The organism is Oerskovia rustica, assembly GCF_014836555.1.
Classification (GTDB): Bacteria; Actinomycetota; Actinomycetes; order Actinomycetales; family Cellulomonadaceae; genus Oerskovia; species Oerskovia rustica.
The window spans coordinates 47,008-69,588 of the sequence record NZ_JACSQQ010000003.1; the positions used below are offsets into that span (position 1 = coordinate 47,008).

General features: G+C 72.0%; 22 protein-coding genes. 6 read left to right on the top strand and 16 right to left on the bottom strand.

The window, feature by feature from the left end; genetic code table 11:
* Positions 1-31: 31 nt before the first annotated feature.
* The 4 genes from H9652_RS02350 to H9652_RS02365 form a co-directional block, all read right to left on the bottom strand.
* Entirely contained in the window at positions 32-1,318 is a 1,287-nt protein-coding gene (locus tag H9652_RS02350; protein WP_191794487.1) for an ABC transporter substrate-binding protein, read from the bottom strand.
* Between the two features lie 80 nt (positions 1,319-1,398).
* Complete coding sequence (locus H9652_RS02355; RefSeq protein ID WP_030151257.1) at positions 1,399-2,226, bottom strand: carbohydrate ABC transporter permease; 828 nt, start codon at positions 2,224-2,226, stop codon at positions 1,399-1,401.
* A gap of 4 nt (positions 2,227-2,230) precedes the next feature.
* Positions 2,231-3,199 carry a carbohydrate ABC transporter permease gene (locus tag H9652_RS02360; protein WP_191794488.1) on the bottom strand — a complete coding sequence of 323 codons (969 nt, stop codon included), beginning with the start codon at positions 3,197-3,199 and terminating at the stop codon, positions 2,231-2,233.
* Entirely contained in the window at positions 3,196-4,236 is a 1,041-nt protein-coding gene (locus tag H9652_RS02365) for a LacI family DNA-binding transcriptional regulator (RefSeq protein WP_191794489.1), read from the bottom strand. Before H9652_RS02365 ends, H9652_RS02360 begins: the two co-directional genes overlap by 4 nt.
* Positions 4,237-4,506: 270 nt before the next feature.
* Between H9652_RS02365 and H9652_RS02370 the strand changes: the two genes are divergently transcribed.
* Positions 4,507-5,664: a hypothetical protein gene (locus H9652_RS02370; protein WP_191794490.1), complete on the top strand. Its 1,158-nt coding sequence runs from the start codon at positions 4,507-4,509 to the stop codon at positions 5,662-5,664.
* 90 nt (positions 5,665-5,754) lie between these two features.
* Positions 5,755-6,408 (top strand): chitinase, encoded by a 654-nt coding sequence (locus tag H9652_RS02375; RefSeq protein WP_191794491.1) that lies wholly within the window; start codon positions 5,755-5,757, stop codon positions 6,406-6,408.
* Between the two features lie 127 nt (positions 6,409-6,535).
* On the opposite strand, the gene H9652_RS02380 is transcribed toward H9652_RS02375, so the two are convergent.
* The 4 genes from H9652_RS02380 to H9652_RS02395 form a co-directional block, all read right to left on the bottom strand.
* Positions 6,536-7,516 carry a LacI family DNA-binding transcriptional regulator gene (locus H9652_RS02380; RefSeq protein ID WP_318243958.1) on the bottom strand — a complete coding sequence of 327 codons (981 nt, stop codon included), beginning with the start codon at positions 7,514-7,516 and terminating at the stop codon, positions 6,536-6,538.
* A 134-nt stretch (positions 7,517-7,650) separates the two neighbouring features.
* Positions 7,651-8,592, bottom strand: coding sequence for a carbohydrate ABC transporter permease (locus H9652_RS02385; protein ID WP_191794493.1), 942 nt, complete (start codon positions 8,590-8,592; stop codon positions 7,651-7,653).
* Between the two features lie 2 nt (positions 8,593-8,594).
* Positions 8,595-9,557 (bottom strand): carbohydrate ABC transporter permease, encoded by a 963-nt coding sequence (locus H9652_RS02390; protein ID WP_404821986.1) that lies wholly within the window; start codon positions 9,555-9,557, stop codon positions 8,595-8,597.
* Positions 9,558-9,663: 106 nt separating this feature from the next.
* Positions 9,664-10,974 (bottom strand): ABC transporter substrate-binding protein, encoded by a 1,311-nt coding sequence (locus tag H9652_RS02395; RefSeq protein ID WP_191794494.1) that lies wholly within the window; start codon positions 10,972-10,974, stop codon positions 9,664-9,666.
* 199 nt (positions 10,975-11,173) lie between these two features.
* Here H9652_RS02395 and H9652_RS02400 point away from each other — a divergent pair, with 199 nt between their 5' ends.
* Positions 11,174-13,243 (top strand): beta-galactosidase, encoded by a 2,070-nt coding sequence (locus H9652_RS02400; RefSeq protein ID WP_191794495.1) that lies wholly within the window; start codon positions 11,174-11,176, stop codon positions 13,241-13,243.
* Between the two features lie 54 nt (positions 13,244-13,297).
* Complete coding sequence (locus H9652_RS02405) at positions 13,298-15,202, top strand: glycosyl hydrolase 53 family protein (protein WP_191794496.1); 1,905 nt, start codon at positions 13,298-13,300, stop codon at positions 15,200-15,202.
* 78 nt (positions 15,203-15,280) lie between these two features.
* Here the strand turns inward: H9652_RS02405 and H9652_RS02410 are convergent, their stop codons facing one another.
* Genes H9652_RS02410 through H9652_RS02420 form a run of 3 tightly spaced genes read right to left on the bottom strand, consistent with a single transcriptional unit; the run spans position 15,281 to position 16,866 of the window.
* Positions 15,281-15,742, bottom strand: a complete 462-nt coding sequence (locus tag H9652_RS02410; RefSeq protein ID WP_191794497.1) for a hypothetical protein — start codon at positions 15,740-15,742, stop codon at positions 15,281-15,283.
* Between the two features lie 48 nt (positions 15,743-15,790).
* Positions 15,791-16,546 (bottom strand): SDR family oxidoreductase, encoded by a 756-nt coding sequence (locus H9652_RS02415; protein WP_191794498.1) that lies wholly within the window; start codon positions 16,544-16,546, stop codon positions 15,791-15,793.
* Positions 16,547-16,569: 23 nt separating this feature from the next.
* Complete coding sequence (locus H9652_RS02420; RefSeq protein WP_191794499.1) at positions 16,570-16,866, bottom strand: hypothetical protein; 297 nt, start codon at positions 16,864-16,866, stop codon at positions 16,570-16,572.
* 292 nt (positions 16,867-17,158) lie between these two features.
* Between H9652_RS02420 and H9652_RS02425 the strand changes: the two genes are divergently transcribed.
* Positions 17,159-17,788, top strand: coding sequence for a hypothetical protein (locus H9652_RS02425; protein WP_191794500.1), 630 nt, complete (start codon positions 17,159-17,161; stop codon positions 17,786-17,788).
* A gap of 18 nt (positions 17,789-17,806) precedes the next feature.
* On the opposite strand, the gene H9652_RS02430 is transcribed toward H9652_RS02425, so the two are convergent.
* Genes H9652_RS02430 through H9652_RS02440 form a run of 3 tightly spaced genes read right to left on the bottom strand, consistent with a single transcriptional unit; the run spans position 17,807 to position 19,597 of the window.
* Positions 17,807-18,337, bottom strand: coding sequence for a MarR family winged helix-turn-helix transcriptional regulator (locus H9652_RS02430; RefSeq protein ID WP_191794501.1), 531 nt, complete (start codon positions 18,335-18,337; stop codon positions 17,807-17,809).
* On the bottom strand, positions 18,334-19,119 hold the full coding sequence (locus tag H9652_RS02435) for an SDR family NAD(P)-dependent oxidoreductase (protein WP_191794502.1): 786 nt from the start codon (positions 19,117-19,119) through the stop codon (positions 18,334-18,336). Before H9652_RS02435 ends, H9652_RS02430 begins: the two co-directional genes overlap by 4 nt.
* 46 nt (positions 19,120-19,165) lie before the next feature.
* Complete coding sequence (locus H9652_RS02440) at positions 19,166-19,597, bottom strand: VanZ family protein (RefSeq protein ID WP_191794503.1); 432 nt, start codon at positions 19,595-19,597, stop codon at positions 19,166-19,168.
* 28 nt (positions 19,598-19,625) lie between these two features.
* Here H9652_RS02440 and H9652_RS02445 point away from each other — a divergent pair, with 28 nt between their 5' ends.
* Positions 19,626-20,069 (top strand): YchJ family protein, encoded by a 444-nt coding sequence (locus tag H9652_RS02445; RefSeq protein WP_318243950.1) that lies wholly within the window; start codon positions 19,626-19,628, stop codon positions 20,067-20,069.
* Positions 20,070-20,112: 43 nt separating this feature from the next.
* Here the strand turns inward: H9652_RS02445 and H9652_RS19535 are convergent, their stop codons facing one another.
* Together H9652_RS19535 and H9652_RS02455 are read right to left on the bottom strand one after the other, a co-directional pair.
* Positions 20,113-21,015, bottom strand: coding sequence for a copper chaperone (locus tag H9652_RS19535; protein WP_191794504.1), 903 nt, complete (start codon positions 21,013-21,015; stop codon positions 20,113-20,115).
* Entirely contained in the window at positions 21,012-22,487 is a 1,476-nt protein-coding gene (locus H9652_RS02455) for a tyrosinase family protein (RefSeq protein WP_191794505.1), read from the bottom strand. Before H9652_RS02455 ends, H9652_RS19535 begins: the two co-directional genes overlap by 4 nt.
* Positions 22,488-22,581: the final 94 nt, after the last annotated feature.

The following is a 22,581-nucleotide window of genomic DNA, read 5'->3' on the forward strand; positions in this document are numbered from 1 at the left end:
GCCCCCCCCCCCCCCCCCCCCCACGGCTGCACTACTTGGTGATCTCTTCCCAGCCGGTCGTCAGCTCGGTGGCCACGCCGTCGGCGTCGATCTCCTGCGCGAGGAAGCGCTGGTACGCCGGCGTCGCGACCGTGTCCTTCCACTGCGCGTACGCGTCGACGAAGAGGTACGGCGCGGAGACGAGGTGCTGCCCCGAGGAGAGGATCACGTCCCAGCCGTTCTCGGTGCCGAGCTTGGCCGCGAGGGCCTCCTGCGCCGAGGTCGTCGCAGGGATGAGGGCGTCGGCCTCGTTGAGGGCGGCCAGGTTGTCGGTCTGCGTGAAGAACTCGATGAACTCCGCGGACTCCTCGACGTGCGCGGAGTCGATGTTCACGGACAGGGTCTGCGGGTTGGCGGCCTGCTGCGCACCCTCCGACCCCTCGAGCGGCGGGAGCACGATCCAGTCGAAGCCCTCGGGGGCGTCGGTCGCGATGTTCGCGGCCTGGAACGAGCCCTGGATCGTCATGGCGACCTGCCCGGCGTAGAACGTCGCGAGCGTCTCCGAACCGGTCTGGCTCAGGGTCACCGGCAGGATCGACCTGTCCTCGAACGCCATGGCGTCCACGAGGTTCGGCACGGCCATCTCGCCCTCGCCGATCGACAGCGTCGCGTCCGCGCCGCTGCCCTCGAAGTAGGTGCCGCCGAAGCCCGGCGCGAAGGACATGTACGCGGCGGTGGGGCTCTTGAGCCCCCAGCCCAGGCCGTACGTGCCGTCCTTGGTCGTGGCCTGCGCGATCGCGCGCATCTCGTCCCACGTCATGGTCTCGCCCGTGGGGATCGCGACGCCCGCGGCGTCGAGCAGCGTCTTGTTCGCGAACACCATGTAGGACTGGAGCTCGGTGGGGTACGCGATGACCTTGTCGTCGACCGTGACCGCGTTGAGGATGCCCTCGGGGACGTCCGCGCGGAACTCGTCGGACATGTACTCCGAGAGGTCGGCCAGGTATCCGTCCGCCGCGAAGGGCACGATGCTCGCGGCCTCGTAGTGGATGATGTCCGGCGCCGCACCACCGTTGAACTGCGTGATGAGCTTGTCGTAGATGCCGTCCCACCCCGCGGGGACGATCTCGACCTGGACGTCGGGGTTGGCCTCGTTCCAGTCGGAGACGATGCTCTCGGTCGCGGCGATGGCCGCGGGCTGGTCGGACAGCGACTGGAACTTCAGCGTGATCGGACCGGAGTCTCCACCGGCGTCGCTGTCTCCGCCGCTTCCGCAAGCGGTGAGGAACAGGGTGCCGATCGTGAGGCATGCGGCGATGGACGCACCACGAGTCTTCATGTGTCTGCCTTTCTGAGGCGTGGGGGTCGTGCGGGTGGGGTGGGTGGGACGGGTTCCGTCGAGGCGGGTGCGCACTGCGCTCACCCCTTGACGGCACCGGACAGGAGTCCGCCGGTGAGCCTTTTCTGCATGATCGAGAAGAAGACGATGCTGGGGATCGCGGCCAGCACGGCGCCCGCCGCGAGCGGGCCGAGGGCGACCTTGCCCTCGCCGCCGATGAACATCTTGAGAGTGATCGGCAGCGTGTAGTTCTCGGGCGACTGGAGGAGGACGAGCGCGAAGAAGAACTCGTTCCACGACGACACGAAGCTGAACATCGCGGTCGCGACGACGCCCGGCATGAGGAGCGGGAAGACGATCTGGCGGAGCACCGTCAGGCGGCTCGCGCCGTCCATCGAGCCCGCCTCCTCGAGCTCGATCGGGATCGAGCTCACGTAGCCCTGCAGCATCCACAGCGCGAACGGCAGCGTGTACGTCGTGTGCACCAGGGTCAGGCCGACCAGGCTGTCGGTCAGGCCGATGGTCCGCAGGATGAGGAACAGCGGCAGGATGATGAGGATGACCGGGAAGACCTGGCTGACCAGGATCCACCCGACGCCCATGCCGCGGACCAGGCCCTTGAGCCGGGCCAGGACGTACGCGCCGGGCAGCGCGATGAGGAGCACGAGCGCGGTCGAGACGAGCGCGACGATCGCGGAGTTCCACGCCGAGCGCACGAGGCCCTGGCGTTCGAGCGCGGCCGAGTAGTTGCCCCACTCGACGTCCTGCGGGATCAGGCTCACGGTGAGCGAGTTGAGCTCCCCCGACGACTTGAGCGACGCCGAGATGAGCCACAGCAGCGGGAAGCCGAGGAAGACGATGTAGAAGCACAGCGCCACGTACTGGGCTGGCCGGACGAGATGACGCATCAGATCACTTCCCCGTGCTGTCGCGGTCTTGGCGGAACTGGGACCACAGGTAGATCGCGAGCAGGAGGACGACGACGACCACGAGCACGACGCCCATGGCGGCCGCGTAGCCGATGTTCCTGTTCTTGAACGCCTCGAGGTACGTGTAGAGCATCGGCAGCATGGTGCGGCCGCCCGGTCCGCCCTCCGTCAGCACGTAGACCAGGGAGAACGAGTTGAAGTTCCAGATGAAGTTGAGCGAGGTGATCGACGTGATGATGGGCCGCAGGCTCGGGAGCGTGACCGCGGTGAACCGGCGCCACGCGTTCGCGCCGTCGATCGCCGCGGCCTCGTGGAGCTCGTCGGGGATCTGCTGGAGCCCGGCGAGCAGCGTCACGGTGGTCTGCGGCATGCCGACCCAGATGCCCACGACGATCACGGCCGGCAGCGCGGTCGAGAAGTCCGCGAGCCAGTTGATGTCGTCGGGCAGGCCCACGCTGCCGAGGAACGCGTTGAGCGGCCCGGCGTTGGGCGAGTAGATCATCCGCCACATGATCGCGACGACCACGGGTGGCATGGCCCACGGGATGAGCGCGAGCACCCGGGTCAGGCCCTGGAGCTTGAGGTCGGAGTTGAGCAGGAGCGCGAGGCCCATGGCCGCGACGAGCTGGAGCAGCGTCACGGAGACGGCCCAGATCATGCCGATCCGGAACGAGTCCCAGAAGAACGAGTTGTCGGCCAGACGGACGAAGTTGTCCATCCCGACGAACGCGTACTCGGGGTTGCGGACCAGGCGGGCGTCGGTGAACGCGAGGCCCACGCCGACGAGGAGGGGCGCGACGCTCAGGACGAGGATCGGGAGCAGCGACGGGATGACGAGGGCGATGGCCTCGCGCCGCTTCGAGCGGGCCATCCCTCCGGTCCGGCGCGGCTTCGGCCGCTGGGGTGCGGGGGCGGTCGGTCGGGGGCCGGCCTCCACGGTGGGGGCTGTCATGACTTCTCTCCGTCGAGTACGTCGGTCGGTCGGGTGGATTCGCGGACGAGGAGGGTCGGTCCCACGTCCACGTGCCGGGTCTCCTGGTCGCTGCCCTCGACCAGTCCGAGCAGGAGCTGGGCGGCCCGCCGACCACGTTCGGCGGATCCCAGGGAGACGCTCGTGAGGCTCGGGTAGAAGACGCGGCCGATCTCGGTGTCGTCCATGCCGGTCACGGCGAGGTCGGTGGGGACGTCGAGGCCGCTCTGGCGCGCCGCGTGCATCGCGCCGATCGCGAGCAGGTCGTTGGCCGCGACGATCGCGTCGAGGCCGCCGGCAGCGGCGTTGCGCTCGATGAGCGTGCGCGCGGCGGCGAGACCGGCGGCGACCGTGAAGTCCTCGGCGATCTCGACGTCGACGTGCTCGGCGGCGAACCCTGGAGCGGCGACGGCGGCGTCGAAGCCGCGCTGGCGTGCCTCACCGGGGGTCGTGTCGAGGGGGCCGTTGAGGAACGCGATGCGGCGGCGGCCGATGTCGAGCAGGTGGGTCACGGCCTGGCCGATCCCGCCCGCGGAGTCGGTCGACACCGAGTCGATGCCGTGGGCGCCGAGCGATCGTCCGATCACGACGACCGGCACCGCGGACTCGTGGATCGCGCGGACGAGCTCCTCGCTCATGCGCAGGGGGCTGAGGACGATCCCGTCGACCATGCCGTTCGCGAGGCTGCGCACGAGGTCCGTGGTGGACTCCGCCGTGTCGCCCGTGGTCGTCACGACGACCCGGTAGCCGTAGGGCGCGATGACCGCGTGGATCGCGGACATCATCTCGACGTAGACCTGGTTGCCGATGTCGGCGACCGCGAAGGCGATCTGGAACGTGCGGCGCATGCGCAGCGAGCGTCCGACGGCGTCGGGGCTGTATCCGAGCTCGTCGGCGGCGGCGCGCACGCGCTCGACCATGGCCTTGCTGGCGCCGGAGCCGTGCAGCGCTCGGGAGGTCGAGGCGAGCGACACCCCTGCGCGCTCGGCGACCTCGTTCAACGTTGCACGTGGTGCCATCGGTTCCTGCCCTCTCCGTCGAAGGTGGTGCGGAAGATCTCGATTTGGAAACGTTTCCAACGCAGCGGTGCGAAAGACTCTGGAAACGTTTCCGGATTGAGAGGCACTCTTGCACGCGGCCTCGGAGGGTGTCAACCGCCGGGCGGTTCCGGGCCCGACGACGGAGCCCACCTTCCGCGCGAGGGCGCGCTCCGACGTCGGGCAGGACCGGGCCGCGGGCTCTCCTCTCCGGGCCTGGGCTCCTCATGCGTGTGCGCTACCCTCGCGGGCATGCCGATGACGTCACGCAGGGACCCCGCCGTGCTCGTCGCCGGGCTGGTCACCTCGATCCTGTGGGTCGGGACGGCGGTCCTGAGCGACTGGGTCCACGCGAACTTCACGTACCGGGTCCACAGCGCGCTCGTCCGCACGTTCCTCCCCCACCCGAACGGCACGGTCCCGGGCGGTTCGGCGATCACGGGTCAGACGATCCTCGCGGCGCTCCTCGCAGGGCTGGTCGTCATGGTCGTGGCGTACCTCGCGACGCGACGCCTGCCTCGACGCACCGGCACGTGGGGCGTCTTCCTCGGGACGTGGCTCGGGGTCGTGGCCGGCGGCACCGCGGGGTCCGTCGCGGACACGGTCGCGGACATCTCCTTCCCCGCCCCCCTGAACCCGGCGTTCCATCTCCTCTCCGCGTCGTTCGACGGCGGCTGGTGGGGGCTCGTCAACGGCTGGCTCGTCGGGATCGCGCTCGTCGGGGCCCTCGCCCTGACGAACCGTTCCGCCGAGGAGGCGCTCCCCGCGACGCGCAGGGCGCGCAAGCCGCTGCGGGCCCGCGCCTGGCCGACCGTGCTCACCGCCGGGCTGACGGCCGCGCTCGTGTGGGTCGTGCTCGGGGCCGGCAGCTCGTGGCTCGTGTGGCACCGCAGCGCCCGGGGCCCGATCGACCTCGTCGCGGAGGTGGCCACGGGGGCGATGATCTTCCGCTTCGCGCCGCAAGGACGACCGGTCCAGGGCATGGAGGTGGCCCTCGCCCTGGTCGTGGGCCTGCTCGTCGCGGGCGGGACGTGGCTCGCGACCCGACGGCTCCCGCCGAGCGCGGGGCGCTGGACCCTGGTGCTCGCGGTCTGGTTCGCCGCCGTCGCCGCCGCGACGGTCCCCGCGGCGACCCGGTCGTTCACGACGTACACCGCGTTCGGGCTGCACTCGGCCACCATGAACATGGTGCTGCCCGTCGTGCAGGCGAGCCTCTTCTGGCCGCTCGTGACCGGCTGGGTCGCGGGTCTGGTCGCCGTCCTCGTGTACGCCAGGACAGGCGGTGCAGCGCCCACGGACGTCTCCCCCGAGGACTCCCCCGACCCGGGCGACCGCCCCGAGCCGGACGTCGAGGAAGGCTCCCGGAGCGCACTGCACACCGATGCCGAGGAGCGCTCGCTCGTCCCCTAGGGTGACCGCTGAACGCAGGCGGGGCACCGACGAGTCACCGACGAGTCGTCGGACGACGTTCCGCCGGGGACAGTGACGAGAGGGTGGCTCATGGCTGAGACAGGTTCGACGAGCGGCATCACGACGGGCTTCGTGGTGACCGAGGCGCAGTTCGAGGAGATGTTCCCGGACCGCAACCCGTTCTACACGTACGCGGGCCTGGTCGCCGCGACCGAGGCGTACCCGGAGTTCGCGACGTCGGGCGGTCCCGAGATCGCTGCCCGCGAGGCCGCGGCGTTCCTCGCGAACGTGAGCCACGAGAGCACGGGCCTGCTCCACGTGAGCGAGCTCAACACGGCCGTGTACTCGCACTACTGCGACCCGTCGCAGCCGTACGGGTGCCCCGCGGGACAGGACGCCTACTACGGCAAGGGCCCCATCCAGCTCTCCTGGAACTTCAACTACAAGGCCGCGGGCGACGCCCTGGGCATCGACCTGCTGAACAACCCGTTCCTCGTCGAGACGGACCCGACCGTCGCCTGGAAGACCGCGCTCTGGTACTGGAACACGCAGCCCGGCGAGGGCACCATGACGTGCCACGAGGCGATCGTCGGGGAGCACGGCTTCCGCGAGACGATCCGCGCGATCAACGGCCCGCTCGAGTGCGACGGCGGCAACCCGCGCCAGGTCGCGAACCGGGTCGCGCTGTTCCGCCGCTACGCCGAGTTCCTGGGCACCACGACGGGCGACGCCCTGACCTGCTGAGGCCCGCGGCACGACGGCGGAGCTCCCCCCCCCCCCCCCCCCCCCCCCCCCCCCCCCCCCCCGACCCGCGCGGGGTCAGTCGGGGAGGACGACGTACGGCGCGGGCCCTGTGGACGGGGCCGGGGGGCTAGGCCGAGTCCCTCACCACGAGCGACGTCGGCAGCGTGATGGCCGCAGGCTCCTGGCCCTCGACGACCTCGAGCAGCAGCCGCACCATCTCGGCGCTGATGCGCTCGAAAGGCTGCCGCATGGTCGTGAGTGCGGGGTGGAGCGACGCGGCGACGCCCGAGTCGTCGAACCCGCCCACGGCCACGTCCTGCGGGACGCGCCGACCCGCCGCCTGGAGCGCGACGAGCGCGCCCGCCGCCATGAGGTCGGACGCGACGAACACGGCGTCGAGGTCGGGACGGCGCTCGAGCAGCTCGGCCATCGCGAGCCGACCCCGCTCGCGCGAGTAGTCGCCGTGCGCGACGAGCGACTCGTCGAACCGGTCCCCCAGGGCGTCGCGGTACCCGTCGAGGCGCAGCGTCCCGCCCGGGGTGTCGAGCGGCCCCGTGATCGTCGCGACGCGCGTGCGTCCCGAGTCGATCAGGTGCTGCGTCATGGTCCGCGCCCCGGCACGGTCGTCGGCCGCGACGTACCCGACGCGCCCCTCGTACCCGAGCGGCACACCGCATGCGACGGTCGGCACCTTGAGCTTGAGCAGCTCGGCCAGCATCGGGTTGCCCTGGTGCGAGCTGATGAGCAGGACGCCGTCGACGTGGCCCGCCGCGACGTACCCGCCGATCCGGCGACGCTCCTCGGGGGTCCCCGCGACCATGAGCAGCAGCGGCATCTCGCGCTTGGCGAGCTCCTCGGCCGCGCCTCGCAGCAGGATCGAGAAGTTGGGGTCCTCGAAGAGCAGGTGCTGCGGCTCGGTGAGCAGGAACGCGATCGAGTTCGACCGCCCCGTCACGAGGCTGCGAGCGTGCTGGTTCGCGGCGTACCCCGTGGTCCGGATCGCCTCGTTGACGGCAGCGAGCGCGTCGGGCGAGACCCAGTGGCCTCCGTTGATCACGCGGGACACGGTCCCGCGCGAGACGCCTGCGGCAGCGGCGACGTCGCGGATCGTGGGACGTCGCTTCGTGCTGCCCGACGGCGCCGCGCGCCTCTCGCGGGCAGGCTGCGGTGCGACCCCCGGCTCCTGCTCGGGGGCGGCGTCCTCACCAGGTTGCTCCACGACACGTGAGTCTAGGGACATCCTCAGGCCTTGACCGCGCCGGCGGCCAGGTCGACCTGCCAGTAGCGCTGCAGGAGCAGGAACAGGGCGACGAGCGGGACGATCGACAGGAGCGCCCCGGTGATGACGAGCGTGTACAGCGCGGGCTGCGACGCACCCTGGTTGAGCAGCCCGGAGAGCCCCACCGTCAGGGGGAAGAGCTTGTCGTCGCCGAGCATGATGTACGGCAGCATGAAGTTGTTCCAGATCGCGACGAACTGGAACAGGAAGACCGTGACGAGCCCCGGGGCCATCATGGGCATCGCGACCTGCGCGAACGTGCGGAGCTCGCTCGCGCCGTCGGTCCGCGCGGCCTCGACGATCTCGTCGGGGATCGAGGCGCCCGCGTAGATCCGGGCCAGGTAGATCCCGTAGGGGCTGATGATGCTCGGCAGGAGCACGGCCCAGTACGTGTTCGTGAGACCGACCTGGGCCATGAGCAGGTACTGCGGGATCGCGAGGACGACGCCCGGCACGAGGACGCCCGCGAGGAGCATGTTGAAGACCGCGGTCTTCCCGCGGAAACGGTACTTCGCGAGCGCGTAGCCGGCCATCGCGGACACGACGACCGAGAGCATGGCGCCGACCCCGGCGTAGAGGGCCGTGTTCGCCATCCATCGCCAGAACAGCCCGCCCCGGTAGGCGTTGAGGTCGGAAACGTTGTCCAGGAGGTGCGTCGAGGGCGCGAACGTGAACGTCGAGAAGAGCTCGCTCCCCGACTTGGTCGACGCGACGACGACCCACAGCACGGGCAGAAGACAGTACAGCGCGCCCACGAGCAGGATCGCGGTCGCGGCCCCGCTCGGCCGTTCGCCCACCGACCGGTGGCCGGTCCGGGGGACGCGTCGGGTACGAGGCAGGACGGAGCCCGCCCGGGAGCCGGCGGTCTCGGCGACGAGCGCGGTCTCAGCGGCGTCGGTAGTCATGGTCACTTCTCCTGACCGAAGGCACGGCTCTGCACCAGGCGCAGGAACCCGAACGAGAGGACGAACGTCGCGACGGCGATGATGACCGAGGTCGCGGCCGCCGAGTACAGGTCGCCGCGGATGAACGCGTCGCGGTAGACCTTCATGAGAGGGGTCCACGTGCTCGAGATCGTGTTGCTGAGCGGCTTGAGGGTCGTCGGCTCGGCGAAGACCTGCAGGGTCGCGATCATCGAGAAGACGAACGTCATGATGATCGAGGGCACCACGATGGGGATCTTGATCCGCCACGCCATGCCGACCTGCGTGCAGCCGTCGAGCTCGGCGGCCTCGTACAGCTCGGACGGGATCGCGCGCAGCGACGTGTAGATGACGACCATGTTGAAGCCGACACCGCCCCACACCGCGATGTTCGCGACCGCGAAGATCACCAGGTTCGACGAGAACAGGGACGGGACGTCCCAGCCGAGCCGGTCGAACACGTAGTAGAACGGGCTCACTCCCGGCAGGTAGAGGAACCCCCACAGGAGCGAGGAGATCACGGCGGGCACGGCGTACGGCAGGAAGATCGAGACCCGCGAGAACTTGGTCGCGCGCGACCGGCGTGAGTCGAGCAGCAGCGCGAAGAGCAGTGCCAGGCCCAGCATGGTCGGCACGACGATCACGCCGTACAGCGCGACGCGGCCGACGGACGCGAGGAACTCCGGGTCGGCGAGCGACGCCGCGTAGTTCGCGAACCCGTTCCACACCTCGGTCCGCGAACCGGAACCCAGGCCCAGCCCGCTGACCTTCTCGGTGCGGAAGCTCAGGTACACCGCGTACGCGATCGGCAGTGCGAGGACGAGGACGAACAGCACGATCGCGGGGGCGAGGAAGGCCCAGGGGGCTCCCTGGCGCCGGGACGCACCGGGTCGGCGGCGTCGCACCGCGGGCGGCGCGGTGGGCCGCGCTGGCGTGGTCGTGGTCACGATCTCTCCTCGGAAGGTCTCCGCCGATCGGGTGCGGACGGCGGTTGAAGCACGGTGCGGAAGGGAGGGGCGACCGCCCGGACTGACCGGGCGGCCGCCGTCGGGCCTACTCCTTGACGGTGAAGCCGGAGCTCACCATGTCGTCGAGCGTGACCTTCTGCATGGCCTCGACCGCAGCCGTGAACGCGGCCTGCGACCTCGCCTCGGTGGCCTTGCCGAACTCGTCGTTGTACGCCGAGTAGGTGACGTTGACGTTGGGGCCGTACGTGAAGCTGCCCGCGGTCTTGGCCGTCTCGGCCGCGATCTCGTAGAAGTCGGGCTGGTTCGCGAAGAACGTCGGCGGCTCGGACAGCGCCTCGGCCGACGCCGGGATGTTGGCCGGGTAGACGCCGGTCTGCTCGACGAGGAGGTCGACGCCCTCCTGCGACGCGTTGAGCCACGTGATGAACTTCGCGGCCTGCTCGGGGTGCTTCGACTGGCTCGTCACGGCCGTCGCGGACCCGCCCCAGTTGCCCGTCGCGGGGTCGGCCGCGTCCCACTGCGGCATGGGGGCCATTTTCCACAGTCCTGCGGTGTCGGGGGCGTTGCCCTCGAGGACGCCGGGTGCCCAGATGGCCGAGAGCCACCCGATCTGCGTGCCGTTGTTGAGCGCGGCGTTCCACTCGGGGGTGTACATGGGCTTGTTGTCGATCACGCCGGACTCGACGAGCCCGCCCCAGTAGTCGGCGACCTTGAGCGTCGCCTCGTCGTCGACCGCGACGGTCCACGCGTCGCCGTCGATCCCCCACCAGGAGGCGCCGGCCTGCTGCGCGAGGCCCGTGAACCAGCCCGCGTCGGTCGCGGAGAACGTACCGAGGTACTTGGTCGGGTCCGCGGCCTGCAGGGCGGCAGCCGTCGCGGCGTACTCGTCCCAGGTCGTGGGCACGGTCAGGCCGAGCTGCTCGAAGATGTCGGCGCGGTAGTAGAACTGCATGGGGCCCGAGTCCTGCGGCACGGCGTAGACCGCGTCGGAGCCCAGGGTCACGTCGTTCCAGACGCCCTCCGGGAACTGGTCAGCGAGGTCCGCGACCTCGCCCGAGATGTCGGCGAGCGCGTCGGCCGAGACGAGCGTGGGGATCTTCTGGTACTCGGTCTGCATGATGTCGGGCGCCCCGCTGCCGGCCTTGACCGCGGTGAGCAGCTTGGTGATCGCGGGGTCGCCGCCGTCCTGCTTGTTGACCGTGACCTGGATGTCCGGGTTCGCCTCGTTCCAGGTCTCGACGACCTTGTCGACGTTGGGCGCCCAGGTCCAGAAGGTGAGCTCGACCGGGCCGTCGGCCGCGGGGGCGTCCGTGCCGTCGCCGGAGCTGCAGGCGGTCATCAGTAGTGCGGCGGAGGCGATGATCGCCGCTGCCTTCATGCCTGTGGACAGGCGCATGAGGTCCTCCTCGTCAAGGAACCATCGCGCTTCTCGCCGGGGCTTCGGGCCACGGCGACTCACGACAGTGTGGGCTGTGCACGGTCACAGTACTCACGACCTGCATGCTCTTGTCAACATCGTGTTTCATGCTGTTACCTAGGTGTTGCAGCGCCGGTCATACCTGTGATCGTGCACAGTGACGTGTTGAGGAGAGCGCATGACTTCCGTCCAGCCCCGCCCGGTCGGCCCCGTCTACGACGGCTGGCTGCCCGGCGTCGACGCGATCTGCTACGGCGGTGACTACAACCCCGAGCAGTGGCCCGAGGAGGTCTGGGAGCAGGACGTCGCCCTGATGCACGAGGCCGGGGTCAACCTCGTCAGCATCGGGATGTTCAGCTGGGCACTCATGGAGCCGCGCGAAGGAGAGTTCGACCTCGCCTGGCTCGACCGCCTGATCGACCTTCTGCACGCCCACGGCATCCGCGTCGACCTCGGCACCCCCACCGCGTCCCCGCCCGCCTGGTTCTTCCACGCCTACCCCGACTCGCGCGTCGTGACCCGCGACGGCAGGGTCCTCGGGTTCGGCTCGCGCGGCATGGTCTCGCCCAGCTCGCCCGAGTACCGCCGTGCGTGCGTGCGCATCACGACCGAGCTCGCGAGGCGCTACGGCTCGCACCCCGCGCTCGCGCTGTGGCACGTGCACAACGAGTACGGCGCCCCCGTCTCGGACGACTACTCGCCCGCGAGCGCCGCGGCCTTCCGCGAGTGGCTGCGCGAGCGCTACGGCGACCTCGACGGCCTCAACGCCGCCTGGGGCACCCGCTTCTGGGGCCAGGTCTACGGCGAGTGGGAGCACGTGGACGTGCCGGCCGTCGCGGCCTCCGTCGTCAACCCCGCGCAGCGTCTCGACTTCGCGCGCTTCACCAACGACGCGCTGCTGGCCTGCTTCGTGGCCGAGCGCGACGCGATCCGGGCGCACTCGACCGTGCCCGTCACGACAAACTTCATGGCGGGCGAGTGCCCGTCGACCGACCTGTGGGCGTGGGCCCGCGAGGTCGACGTCGTCTCGAACGACCACTACCTGCGGGCCGGCGACCCGCGCAACGAGGTGGGGCTCGCGCTCGCCGCGGACCTCACTCGCTCGGTCGCGGGCGGCAAGCCGTGGCTGCTGCTCGAGCACTCGACGTCGGGCGTGAACTGGCAGCCGCGCAACGTCGCCAAGCGCCCCGGGGAGATGGCGCGCAACGCGTTCTCGCACCTGGGCCGAGGGGCCGACGCGATCATGTTCTTCCAGTGGCGTGCCTCGCGCTCAGGAGCGGAGAAGTTCCACTCGGCGATGCTGCCGCACGCGGGCACGGGAAGCCGGGTGTGGCGCGAGGTCGTGGCGCTCGGCGCCGACCTGGGCAAGGTCGCGGAGGTGCGCGGGTCGCGCGTGCACGCCGACGTCGCGATCCTGTGGGACCCCGAGTCGTTCTGGGCGCAGGACCTCGAGTGGCGTCCCAGCGTGGACGCGCAGCACCGCGAGCGCGTCGACGCGTTCTACGACCGGTTCTGGCGCGACGGGGTCCAGGTGGACTTCGCGCACCCGGCGCAGGACCTGTCGGGGTACCGCCTGGTCGTCGCGCCCGCGTCGTACCTGCTGACGCAGGGGTCGGCCGACAACCTCACGCGCTACGTCGAGGGCGGCGGCACGCTCCTGGTGTCGTACTTCTCGGCCGCGGTCGACGAGCACGACGCCGTGCACCCGGGTGGGTTCCTGGCGCCGCTGCGCCGCGCGCTCGGCCTCACTGTCGAGGAGTTCCTGCCCCTGCGGGAGGGCGAGTCGCTGGCCGTCGCGCTCGACGGCGGCGAGACGGTGCCCGCCCTGACGGGCACGCTCGCGGGCGACGTGTGGGCCGACGACATCACGCTCGACGGCGCCCAGGTCGTGGGCACGTACGTCGACGGCCCCGCCCCGGGCGCCCCCGCGATCACGCGCCACGCGCTCGGCGAGGGCACGGGCTGGTACGTCTCGACGCGCCTCGACGTCACGGACCTCGGCACGCTCCTGGGCGCCGTCTACGCGGACGCGGGACTGGCGCCGTCGGGCCTGGTCGAGGGCTTCGAGGTCGTGCGCCGCCGCGGCGACGACGCCGAGTACGTCGTCGCGATCAACCACACCGGGCACGAGGTCAAGCTGCCCGGGCTCCCCGCCGGGGCCACGGACCTCGTGAGCGGCGAGGCCACGCCCGGCACCGCCGCGGTCGCGGCGGGGGCGGTGCGCGTGCTGCGCGCCCCGCTCGTCTGAGGGCTCACCACGGGCCCTGCTCGACCCATCAACGCACCACGTCAAGGAGGACGGATGAGATCGACGAGGAAGAGCACGCTGGGGGTCCTGGTGGCCGCGCTGGCGTTCGCCGGGGCCGCACCTGCGGTCGCGGCGGACGCGGCGCCCGTGGCGACCGGCACCCTGGTGAACCCCGGCTTCGAGGCCGGGCTCACGGGCTGGACCGTCACGAGCACCACGGGGCACGACGGCGCCGCGAAGGCCGAGAGCACCGGCCACGGCTCGTCGTCGGGCCGGCTGACGCACTGGGCCGGTGACGCCTACGACGTCACGACGGCCCAGACCGTCGAGGGGCTGTCCACAGGCTGGTGGACGGCGAGCGCCTGGGTGAAGTCGGGCGGCGCGCTCGACGCGACGCGGCTCGCGCTCACGGGCTGCGGGGCCGACGACGCCACGACGACCCCGATCACCGAGCAGGACGACCAGTGGGTCCGGCTGTCGGTCTCGGCGTACGTGACGGGCGGCGACTGCACGGTCGCGGTCGTGACGGACGGGCCGGGGGGCACTTGGGCGTCGGTCGACGACGTGACGCTCGAACGGAGGCGCGTGGTGCGCGACGTGCGCGGTGGCGACCTGTCGGGCGTCGCCAAGAACGAGGACTTCGGGGCGACGTACGCGAGCACCGACGGCACCCCGGGCGACCCGGTCGAGATCCTCGCGGAGGCGGGCATGAACCTGGGCCGCCTCAAGGTGTGGGTCGACCCGGCCGACGGGTACAACGAGATCACGCACGTCGTGGAGAGCGCCCGGCGCATCGAGGCCGCGGGCATGGACGTCATGATCGACTTCCACTACTCCGACCGCTGGACCGACCCGGGTGCGCAGGGCACCCCGGCGGCGTGGGTCGGCGGGACCACGCAGGAGCTGGCGCAGGACGTCTACGACCACACGCGCGACGTCCTGGTCGCGCTCCGCGACGCGGGCGTGACCACGGACTACGTGCAGGTCGGCAACGAGATCAACCCCGGCTTGATGTGGCCCTACGGGCAGACGTGGGACGTTGTCCCGGGCGACGGGTACGACACCGCGCAGTGGGACTCGCTCGCGGCGTTCCTGAGCGCGGGCTCCCGTGCCGTGCGCGACGTGGCCCCCGAGGCGCAGGTGATCCTGCACCTGACGAACATCAACAACGGGATCGGCGGCCTGACCTGGTGGTTCGACGAGGTCACCTCACGTGGGGTCGACTTCGACGTGATCGGCCTGAGCTACTACGGCTACTGGCACGGCAGCCTGGGCGACCTGCAGGCCGCGGTCGGTACCCTGTCCGAGCGCTACGACCGTGACGTCATGGTCGTCGAGACCGCCTACCCGTTCACGCTCGACGACGGCACGCCCGCGTGGGAGAACGTGATCGACACCGAGGCGAAGCTCGTGCCGGGCTACCCCGCGACGCCCACCGGGCAGGCCGCGGCGCTGCGCGCGGTCCAGGACGTCGTCGCGTCGGCACCGAGCGGGCGCGGGCTGGGCGTCGTGTACTGGGAGCCCGCGTGGACGTCGGTCGAGGGCAACGGCTGGGACCCGGCCGACCCGTCGTCGGGCAACGCGTGGGAGAACCAGGCGATGTTCGACCTCGACGGCCGCCTCCTCGCACCCGTCGCGGCAGAGCTCGCCCCCGACGCGGCGACGTCCGTGTGGTCGGCATCGGCGGTCTACACCGCCGGGGACGTCGTCCTGCACGACGGCGCCGCGTACGTCGCGTCGTGGTGGACCTCGGGTCAGGAGCCGGGCGCCTCGGCGTACGGGCCGTGGCAGGAGGCCGCCGCGGCCGACGAGTCGGGCACGAGCCCCTGGGTCGCGACGCGCGTGTACGTCGCGGGCGAGCGCGCGACGTTCGACGGCTCGACGTTCCAGGCGCGCTGGTGGACGAGGAACCAGCAGCCCGACGGTTCCGCGTGGGGCCCGTGGGAGCGCGTCGGCTGACGTCCCCCGTACTCCCCACGCCCGACGCGCCGCTCACCTCGGAGGTGAGCGGCGCCGTCGGGCCGGGATGGGGTCGCCTCAGGGGCGCGTCGCGAACGCCGCGAGCGAGAGCGCGAACGCGTCCTCGACGACCGCGGCCCGCCAGTCGGGGCGCCTGCCGACCGCGGCCGCGCGCCACGCGGCGCCGCCCCAGGTACCCGCAGCGCCACCGGCCGCCCCGAGGAGCAGCGGGAAGAGGACCCCGGCCTCGGCGCGGCGCGCGAGCACGAGCGCGCCCACCGCGCCCGAGACCATGCGGATCGGCGGACCGGGCTGCTCGAGCCGCGAACCCGCGCTCGGCAGCTTGTCGCCCGTGAGCTCGGCCGCGACCCCCAGCGCACTGACTACCTTGGCGACCACAGCCCACGGCCCGGACAGCGACGACGTGAGCAGCGGAGGGGCCAGGCCGAGCGACGCACGGCTGCCCGCCGCGACACCGATCGCGAGCGACCGGGCGAGGACGTCGAACGAGGATCGCGAGGCACCACGGGCTCGGGTCATGCTCCCCACGATCACGCGCGGACCGGGCCCCGGCAACCGGGGGAGCCGCTAGCGGGAACGCCCGTACCGCTCGACCAGGTGCTGCCCGTACGTCCCCGTCCCGGAGGGCTCGCCCGGCACCATGTGGTGGCCTGCCGCGTACGCGGCGAAGGTCCGTCCCGGCAACCGCACCTGGGCGACCCCGCGCCGGCTGCCCGTCGCCCGCAGCCAGGCGCGCGCGGCCTCGCGGCCCGTGATGCGCTCGGGCCCGCCGACGTCCACGACCCGGCCCGACGGCCCGGCGGCGACGATCTCCACGAGGCGCGCGGCGACGTCGGGCACCGCGATCGGCTGGACCTCGAGCGCCGGCGTGAGCAGCACGGGCGAGAAGCGCTGCGCGATGAAGAGGTTGTCGACGAACTCGTGGAACTGCGTGGCCCGCAGGATCGTGTGCGGGAGGCCGGACGCGGCCAGCAGGTCCTCGACCTCGACCTTCGCCGTGTAGTAGCCGAGCGGGATCTGGTCGACGCCCACGATCGACTGGAACACGACGTGCCCCACCCCGGCGTCGCGGGCCGCAGCCACGACATGGCGGCCCATCTCGACGTCGGCCCGGGGGCCGCGGGTCGCGAGGTGCAGGACGGTCTCCGCACCGTCGAACGCCTCCCGCAGGCCCTCGCCCGTGGTGAGGTCCCCGACCACGAAGGCCGGGCCGGGCCTGGCGGACCGGCTGAGCACGCGGACGTCGTGCCCCGCGGCGCGCAGGAGCGTCACGGTGGGGGTGCCGAGCGTGCCGGTGCCGCCGGTCACGAGGATCGTGGTCATGGACGCATCCTCTCGCGTCGGGCTCAGCCCTGCCGGGCGTCGCGGTCGGACGTCGCGAGCCTCCAGGCGTCCGACCGTCGAATCCTGACCTGCACCCCCACGAGGAACACGTTGAGGCACAGCAGGAACCCGACACCCACCCAGCGCCCCACAGGATCCTGGTCGCTGTCCCCGCCGAAGATCGCCACCGCCCCGGCGATCACGAAGTTCACGACGATCACTACGACGACGGCACCGGCGAACCGGCGGAGAGCTGCGAGCTTCTTCGCGTCGAGCCGCTTCGGCTCCTCGCCTCCCCCTCCCACCTGCGGGCCGTTCACGACCGACCCCTTCGCAGTGTGACGAGCGCCTCGACCTGGTCCCCCGCCAGCCGACGCAGACCATCGACATCCGCCCCCTGCAGTCCCTCGCTCATGCTCTCCTCCTGGCGATCTCGTCGGTCAGGGCAGCACGCTTTCCGACGACGCGGACCGGCCCGAGGGGAGAAGTGCCCATCGGGTCGCGGGACACCCAGGTCTCCGGCGTCGTCCACAGGTCAGGTTCCGACGTCCTCGTCCACAGAGGGTCGTCCCGCCTCGGCGGGGCTCGCCACCCGCGCGGCACCCTACCGGCATGAGCCACGGCAACCGCCCTTCCCACCCCCGACGACGCGCGACGAACCGGCACCCGGTCTCCCCCCTGGGCCTGCCCACCCTCCGGGCGCTCTGGCAACGCCAGGCCGCCGAGGCCAACGGCCCCGACGGCTTCCACCACGTCCACGGACCGCACACCCACGGCTGGCTCCTCGACGACGCCGTGCCCGAGCTGCTGGAACCGGTCCTGCACCCCGACGACGACCCGCTCGAACCGACGTTCTTCGCGAACCTCGACGGGCCACTGGCCGAGGCCCTCCTCGCACGGCTCGCCCCGACCCGGCTCGCCCACCGGTCGAACGGCTCACCGCCGCTGGGGAGCCTGCTCCGGGCCGCCGCCCAGCACCCGGACGACGTGACGCTCCACGGGTTCGTGGTCGGACCGGGACGCTGCGACGAGCGCCTGGTCGCAGAAGGCGCGATCCTCCGCTTCGAGGCAGACCTGCTCGTGACCGAGCAGCACGTCCCGGACTGCGAGTGCGAGCTCCTGTGGGCCTACGTGGTCGACGAGCTGGGCCTCGACGACGCCCTCAACGCGCCGCACCGCATCCACCGGATCCACCGCGCGGACGCACCGGGCGAGACCTGGTGGCGCCTGCTGTGGGCGTAGCGGGCGCCGGTGGGCGCGTCAGCCCCGGTCGAGGAAGGCCTCGCTCGCCCCTTCGAAGCGCCGCATGAGCTCGGTGAAGGCCAGGCGGTCCTGCGCGGACCAGCCGTCGAGCAGCTCGTCGACGAGCGCGTCGCCCGCGGCGACGAACGTCCTGGCGACGCTGGCACCCGCCTCGGTGAGGTGGACGCGCGAGGCCCGGGCGTCGTCGGGGTCCTCGCGACGCTCGGTGAGCCCTGCGGCGTCGAGGCGGCGCAGGATCTTGCTGACGTTCGACGGCCCCGTGGACAGGTGCTCGGCGATGGCCGAGGGCCGCCGCGGGCCCTGCCGCCACACGACCGTGAGCACCACGATCGCCGGAGTGTCCAGGTCGATCCCCTCGCGCGCCGCGACGGCCGCGAGGAAGTCACCGCTCGTCCACAGGCCCATGACCCGGACCAGGGAGTCGAGCAGGTCGGACCGGTACCCGGGCACGCGCGGGTCGCCCGTCGGGGTGGCCGCCCGGGCGGGGCCGTCGCCCGGCCCCGCCCCGTGCTGCGGTGCGTCGGTCACGCGACCCGGGTGCCGCCGTCGACCGGCAGGACCACACCGGTGATGAAGCTGGCCTGGTCGGACAGCAGGAACGCGACGGCGTCCGCGATCTCGGACGGCTGGCCGAGGCGCTTCATCGGGACGTCGGCCGCGTACCCGGCGCGGGCCTCCTCGGGCAGCGACGCGAGCGCGGCCGTCTCGATCGCGCCCGGTGCGACGGCGTTGATGCGGATGCCGTCGGTCACGTACTCGATCGCCGTGCCGTACGTGAGGGACACGACACCTGCCTTCGCGGCCGAGTACGGCGCGAGTCCGGGCGACGCCTTGAGGCCCGCGATCGACGCGATGTTGACGATGCTGCCGCCGCCGTGGCCGATCATGTGGGCGATCTCGGCCTTCATCGACAGGAACGTCCCGCGCAGCGTGACGTCGAGCGTGCGGTCCCAGCCGTCCTCGGGCATCTCGTCGAGACGGAAGGGCCGGGTGCCCACGCCTGCGTTGTTGACCGCGAGGTGCAGCCCGCCGAAGGTCTCGACGGCGAACGCCACGAGCGCGCTCACGTCTGCAGGGTCGGCGACGTTCGCGCGGCGGTAGGCCGCACGCCCGCCCGCGGCCTCGATGTCGGCGACGACCCGCGCACCGGCGTCGTCGTCGACGTCGGAGACGACGACGGCCGCCCCCTGGGAGGCCAGCCGCTTCGCGACCGCCTCCCCGATGCCTGCACCGGAGGCCGTGACGAGGGCGACCTTGCCCTGGAAGGGCGAGCCGTCGAGGGGTGCGCCGGTGACGTGGGGGGTGGACATGGGGACCTCCGGGTGACGATGCGAGAATTTTAGTGTCTTCGCGACACTATCTTCGGGTCAACGGGCGTCGGGCGCCCAGAATTCCCGCCACGGCTGCCGCGCCCGCGAGCGCCCCCGTGGTGTTCATCACGACGTCCTGCACGGTCGAGTACCTGCCCGGGATCACGAGCTGCGACAGCTCGACCGCGAGCGACACGGCGAACCCCGCCAGGACCACGAACCCCACCGCCCGCCCGAGCGGCACCGCGGGACGAGCCCCGGACAGCACGAGCAGCCCCAGCACGCCGAACGGCAGGAACATCACCACGTTCGAGGCCGCCTCGAGGAACTCGTACGACATCGCCACCCCCACCGACCGGAACGCGTCCAGGACGGCGAGCGCCCACCCGGGCGCGGCCGTCGACTGCGGGGACGGCCAGCACGTCACGACCAGCACGGCGGCAAGGTAGACGGCGAAGGTCCAGCGGAGGAGGCGCACGGCTCACACCCTACGGAAGGATGGTCGGGTGACCGCGACCTCTCCCCTGCCCGACGACGCCCGCTGCCCCTGCCTGTCCGGAGAGACGTACGGGGCGTGCTGCGGGCGGTACCACCGCGGGCTCGCTGCGGGCGGCTCCGACACGGTGGGGGCTCCGACGGCCGAGGCCTTGATGCGTTCGCGCTACGCGGCGTTCGCAGTCGGCGACGCCGACTACCTGCTCGCGACCTGGCACCCCTCGACGCGTCCCACGGACCTGGACCTCGACGACGACGTGACGTGGCGTCGTCTGGACGTCGTCGCGACGAGCGCGGGCGGCCCGCTCGACCGGACGGGCGTGGTGGAGTTCGTCGCCCACTACCGGTCCGCGGAGACCCGCGAGCGCGGGTCGCTGCACGAGGTCAGCGCGTTCGTCCGGGAGGGCGGACGCTGGTACTACGTCGACGGTGACGTCCCTGCCCACCGAGGGTGACCGCTCACCGCGCCGTCACCCTCGGCGGGTGGGCGCGTCGCACTCAGCTCGTCCCGACCAGGACCACGGCCGACAGCACCCCGAGGACGGCCACAGGATGCACCCAGCGTTCGGCGTCGGTGCCGAGCTTCTGGAGGCACGTCACGGTCGCGATCCCGAGCGTGAGCCAGAGCGGGTGCCCCGCGAAGGTCAACGCCACCATGAACGGTGCACACGTGAGCACGCACGCGCGGGCGTGGAACCAGCCGAACCGCAGGGCCGCGACGTCGGCCGGCCGGCCCTCGACGCCCAGCGGGACCGAGCGATGGCACCGGGCCAGGGCTCGCCGGACGACGGGGGTCAGCTGCCACGCCGACGCCGCGACGAGGACCGCGGCGGCGGCCATGACCCCGGGACGCAGCAGGCCGACGACGAACGTCACCCCGAGTCCCACGACCATCCACAGCGCGAGGTAGGCGGCGACGAACGTCGCCGTGGTCCGGTGCCGTCGCCTGCGCGGCGAGGCGAACGCCGCGTGCCGCACGGACGGGACCAGCCCGGGCAGCATCATCGCGACGACCATGAGCCCCCAGTGCCCCCAGTCCGCCGCCGCTCCGGGCACGAACCCGTGGATGCCGTCGGCCCAGCCCGTCGCGGGTGCCGCCGGGTCGAGCCACGCGGAGGACCACCCGGCGCCCGCTCCCTGGAGCGCGTGGTGCCCCGCCGCGGGTCCCGGTCCGCTGGCGCCGGCGCCCGACGTGGGCGACCAGGAACCGAGGAGCGCCACCCACGCGGCGGCCGCCGCCAGCAGGACCGGCCACTCGGGATGACGGCCGAGGAACCGTCGCGCCTCGGTGCCCGCCGCCCGGACGCCCCGCCCGTGGCCAGCCGCCCCGCGGACGCGCAGCCCGTGGGCTGCCGGGCGCACGGCGGCTGGGCGCGGAGGACGCCCGGCCGCGACGGTCACTGGACCATGAGGCGGACGGTCCGCACGACGACCTCGGGCGCCGCCAACGCCTCCTGCTCGTCGTGGACGACGGGGTGGAAGGTCAGGTGCAGGTGACCGGGGTCCCAGGCTCCTCTCTCGCCGAGGACGGCCGCGACGTCGGTGATGTCGAAGACGTACGACAGCCCGTGCTCGGCGTCGGCCTCCTGCGACTCGCGGACTCCGAAGAGCGGCAGGTTCCCGACGAGCGCGTCGTCGTCCTCGGTGTCGCCCACGTACACGGCGTAGGTGGGCGGCTGGTTGTCGCCCTCCAGCGTGATGTGCTCGAGCACGAGCAGCAGCCGCTCCGGCTCGGTCGGCGACGCCGCCCGGTCGGTCAGGTCCCGGGCCGCGCCCGGCCCGACCGCGATGTCGACGCTCGCCGTCCCGGACGCGAGGCGTACCGGTTCACGGTTGACCGCGACGGCCTCGGGCGGGACCTGCTCGAGGCGCCGCACCTCCTCCTCGCGACGAGCATCGTCCTCGCCCCCTGCGTCTCCGATACCGGCCACGGGCCGCCTCCTCTCACGCTTCAGCGTGCGGGCCGACGGCGGGACGCCGATGTCCGCGTACACGTACCCGAACGCGCTGGTGTCGAGCACCTCCCAGCTCTCGGGTTCTCTGCGGGCCCCGGACGGGTCGAGGAACGCGAACTTCTGGGTGAACACGCTCTTCGCGGGGTCGCGCCCCTGCCCGGTGTGGGACCGCCACACCTCCCACAGCCGGTCGATGTTGGAGTGGTGCAGCCAGAAGACGGCGTCGGAGGCCGCGGTGTTGAAGTTCCCCATCTTGCCGCCCACGAAGTTGTGGACGGTGCCGTGCGGTGTGCCTTCGAGGGTGCCGATCGTGCCGGGGAGATGACTGAACCCGGTCGTGGGCCCGCCGAAAGTGGCCGTGTTCGGGATCTTCGACGTGAAGAGCGGCTGGTGGAACCAGCCCTTCGCGGTGGTCTCGGTGGCGGCGAGGGCTGCCGTCCCGGCGTTCACGCCGCTCTTGCGCTGCACCTCGTAGAGCGGGTTGGCGAGGCCGTCCGGCCCGATGGGGTCCCGGAAGGGCGGTGGCAGCGTGTTGGTCGTGGCCGTGTCGTAGTCCCAGTAGGGCAGGGCCCACGTGTCCTTGACCTTCTGAGGGATGTCGTTCCGGTTGCGGATGATGTCGCGGCAGATCGCCTCGAAGTAGCCCAGGTAGAGCCGGTGCCAGGGCAGGAAGTACCAGGAGCCGTGCTGGCACTGGTTGCGCAGCCCGTCGTGGGGGTCCGGGCTCATGCCGTGGACCTGGGTCTGGTGCAGCCAGGACCGGGCTCCCGTGGGCGGGCCGGCCTTGAGGACCGCGACGGCCTTCGCGTACGCGTCGATGACGGCTTGGCCGTCGGGTCCCTGCAGGTAGAGCTTCCAGACGTCCTGACGGACGAACGGTCCACCCAGCTGCGGGTCGGGGTGCGGTGCGCTTGCCATGGTGTTCCCCCTCGTGTGCCGGCGGGGGCGTGGGAGCGGGTGATCGGTCGTGCCCCGGGCCGCGATGCCCGGGCGGACGGGCTGCTCGCCCGCC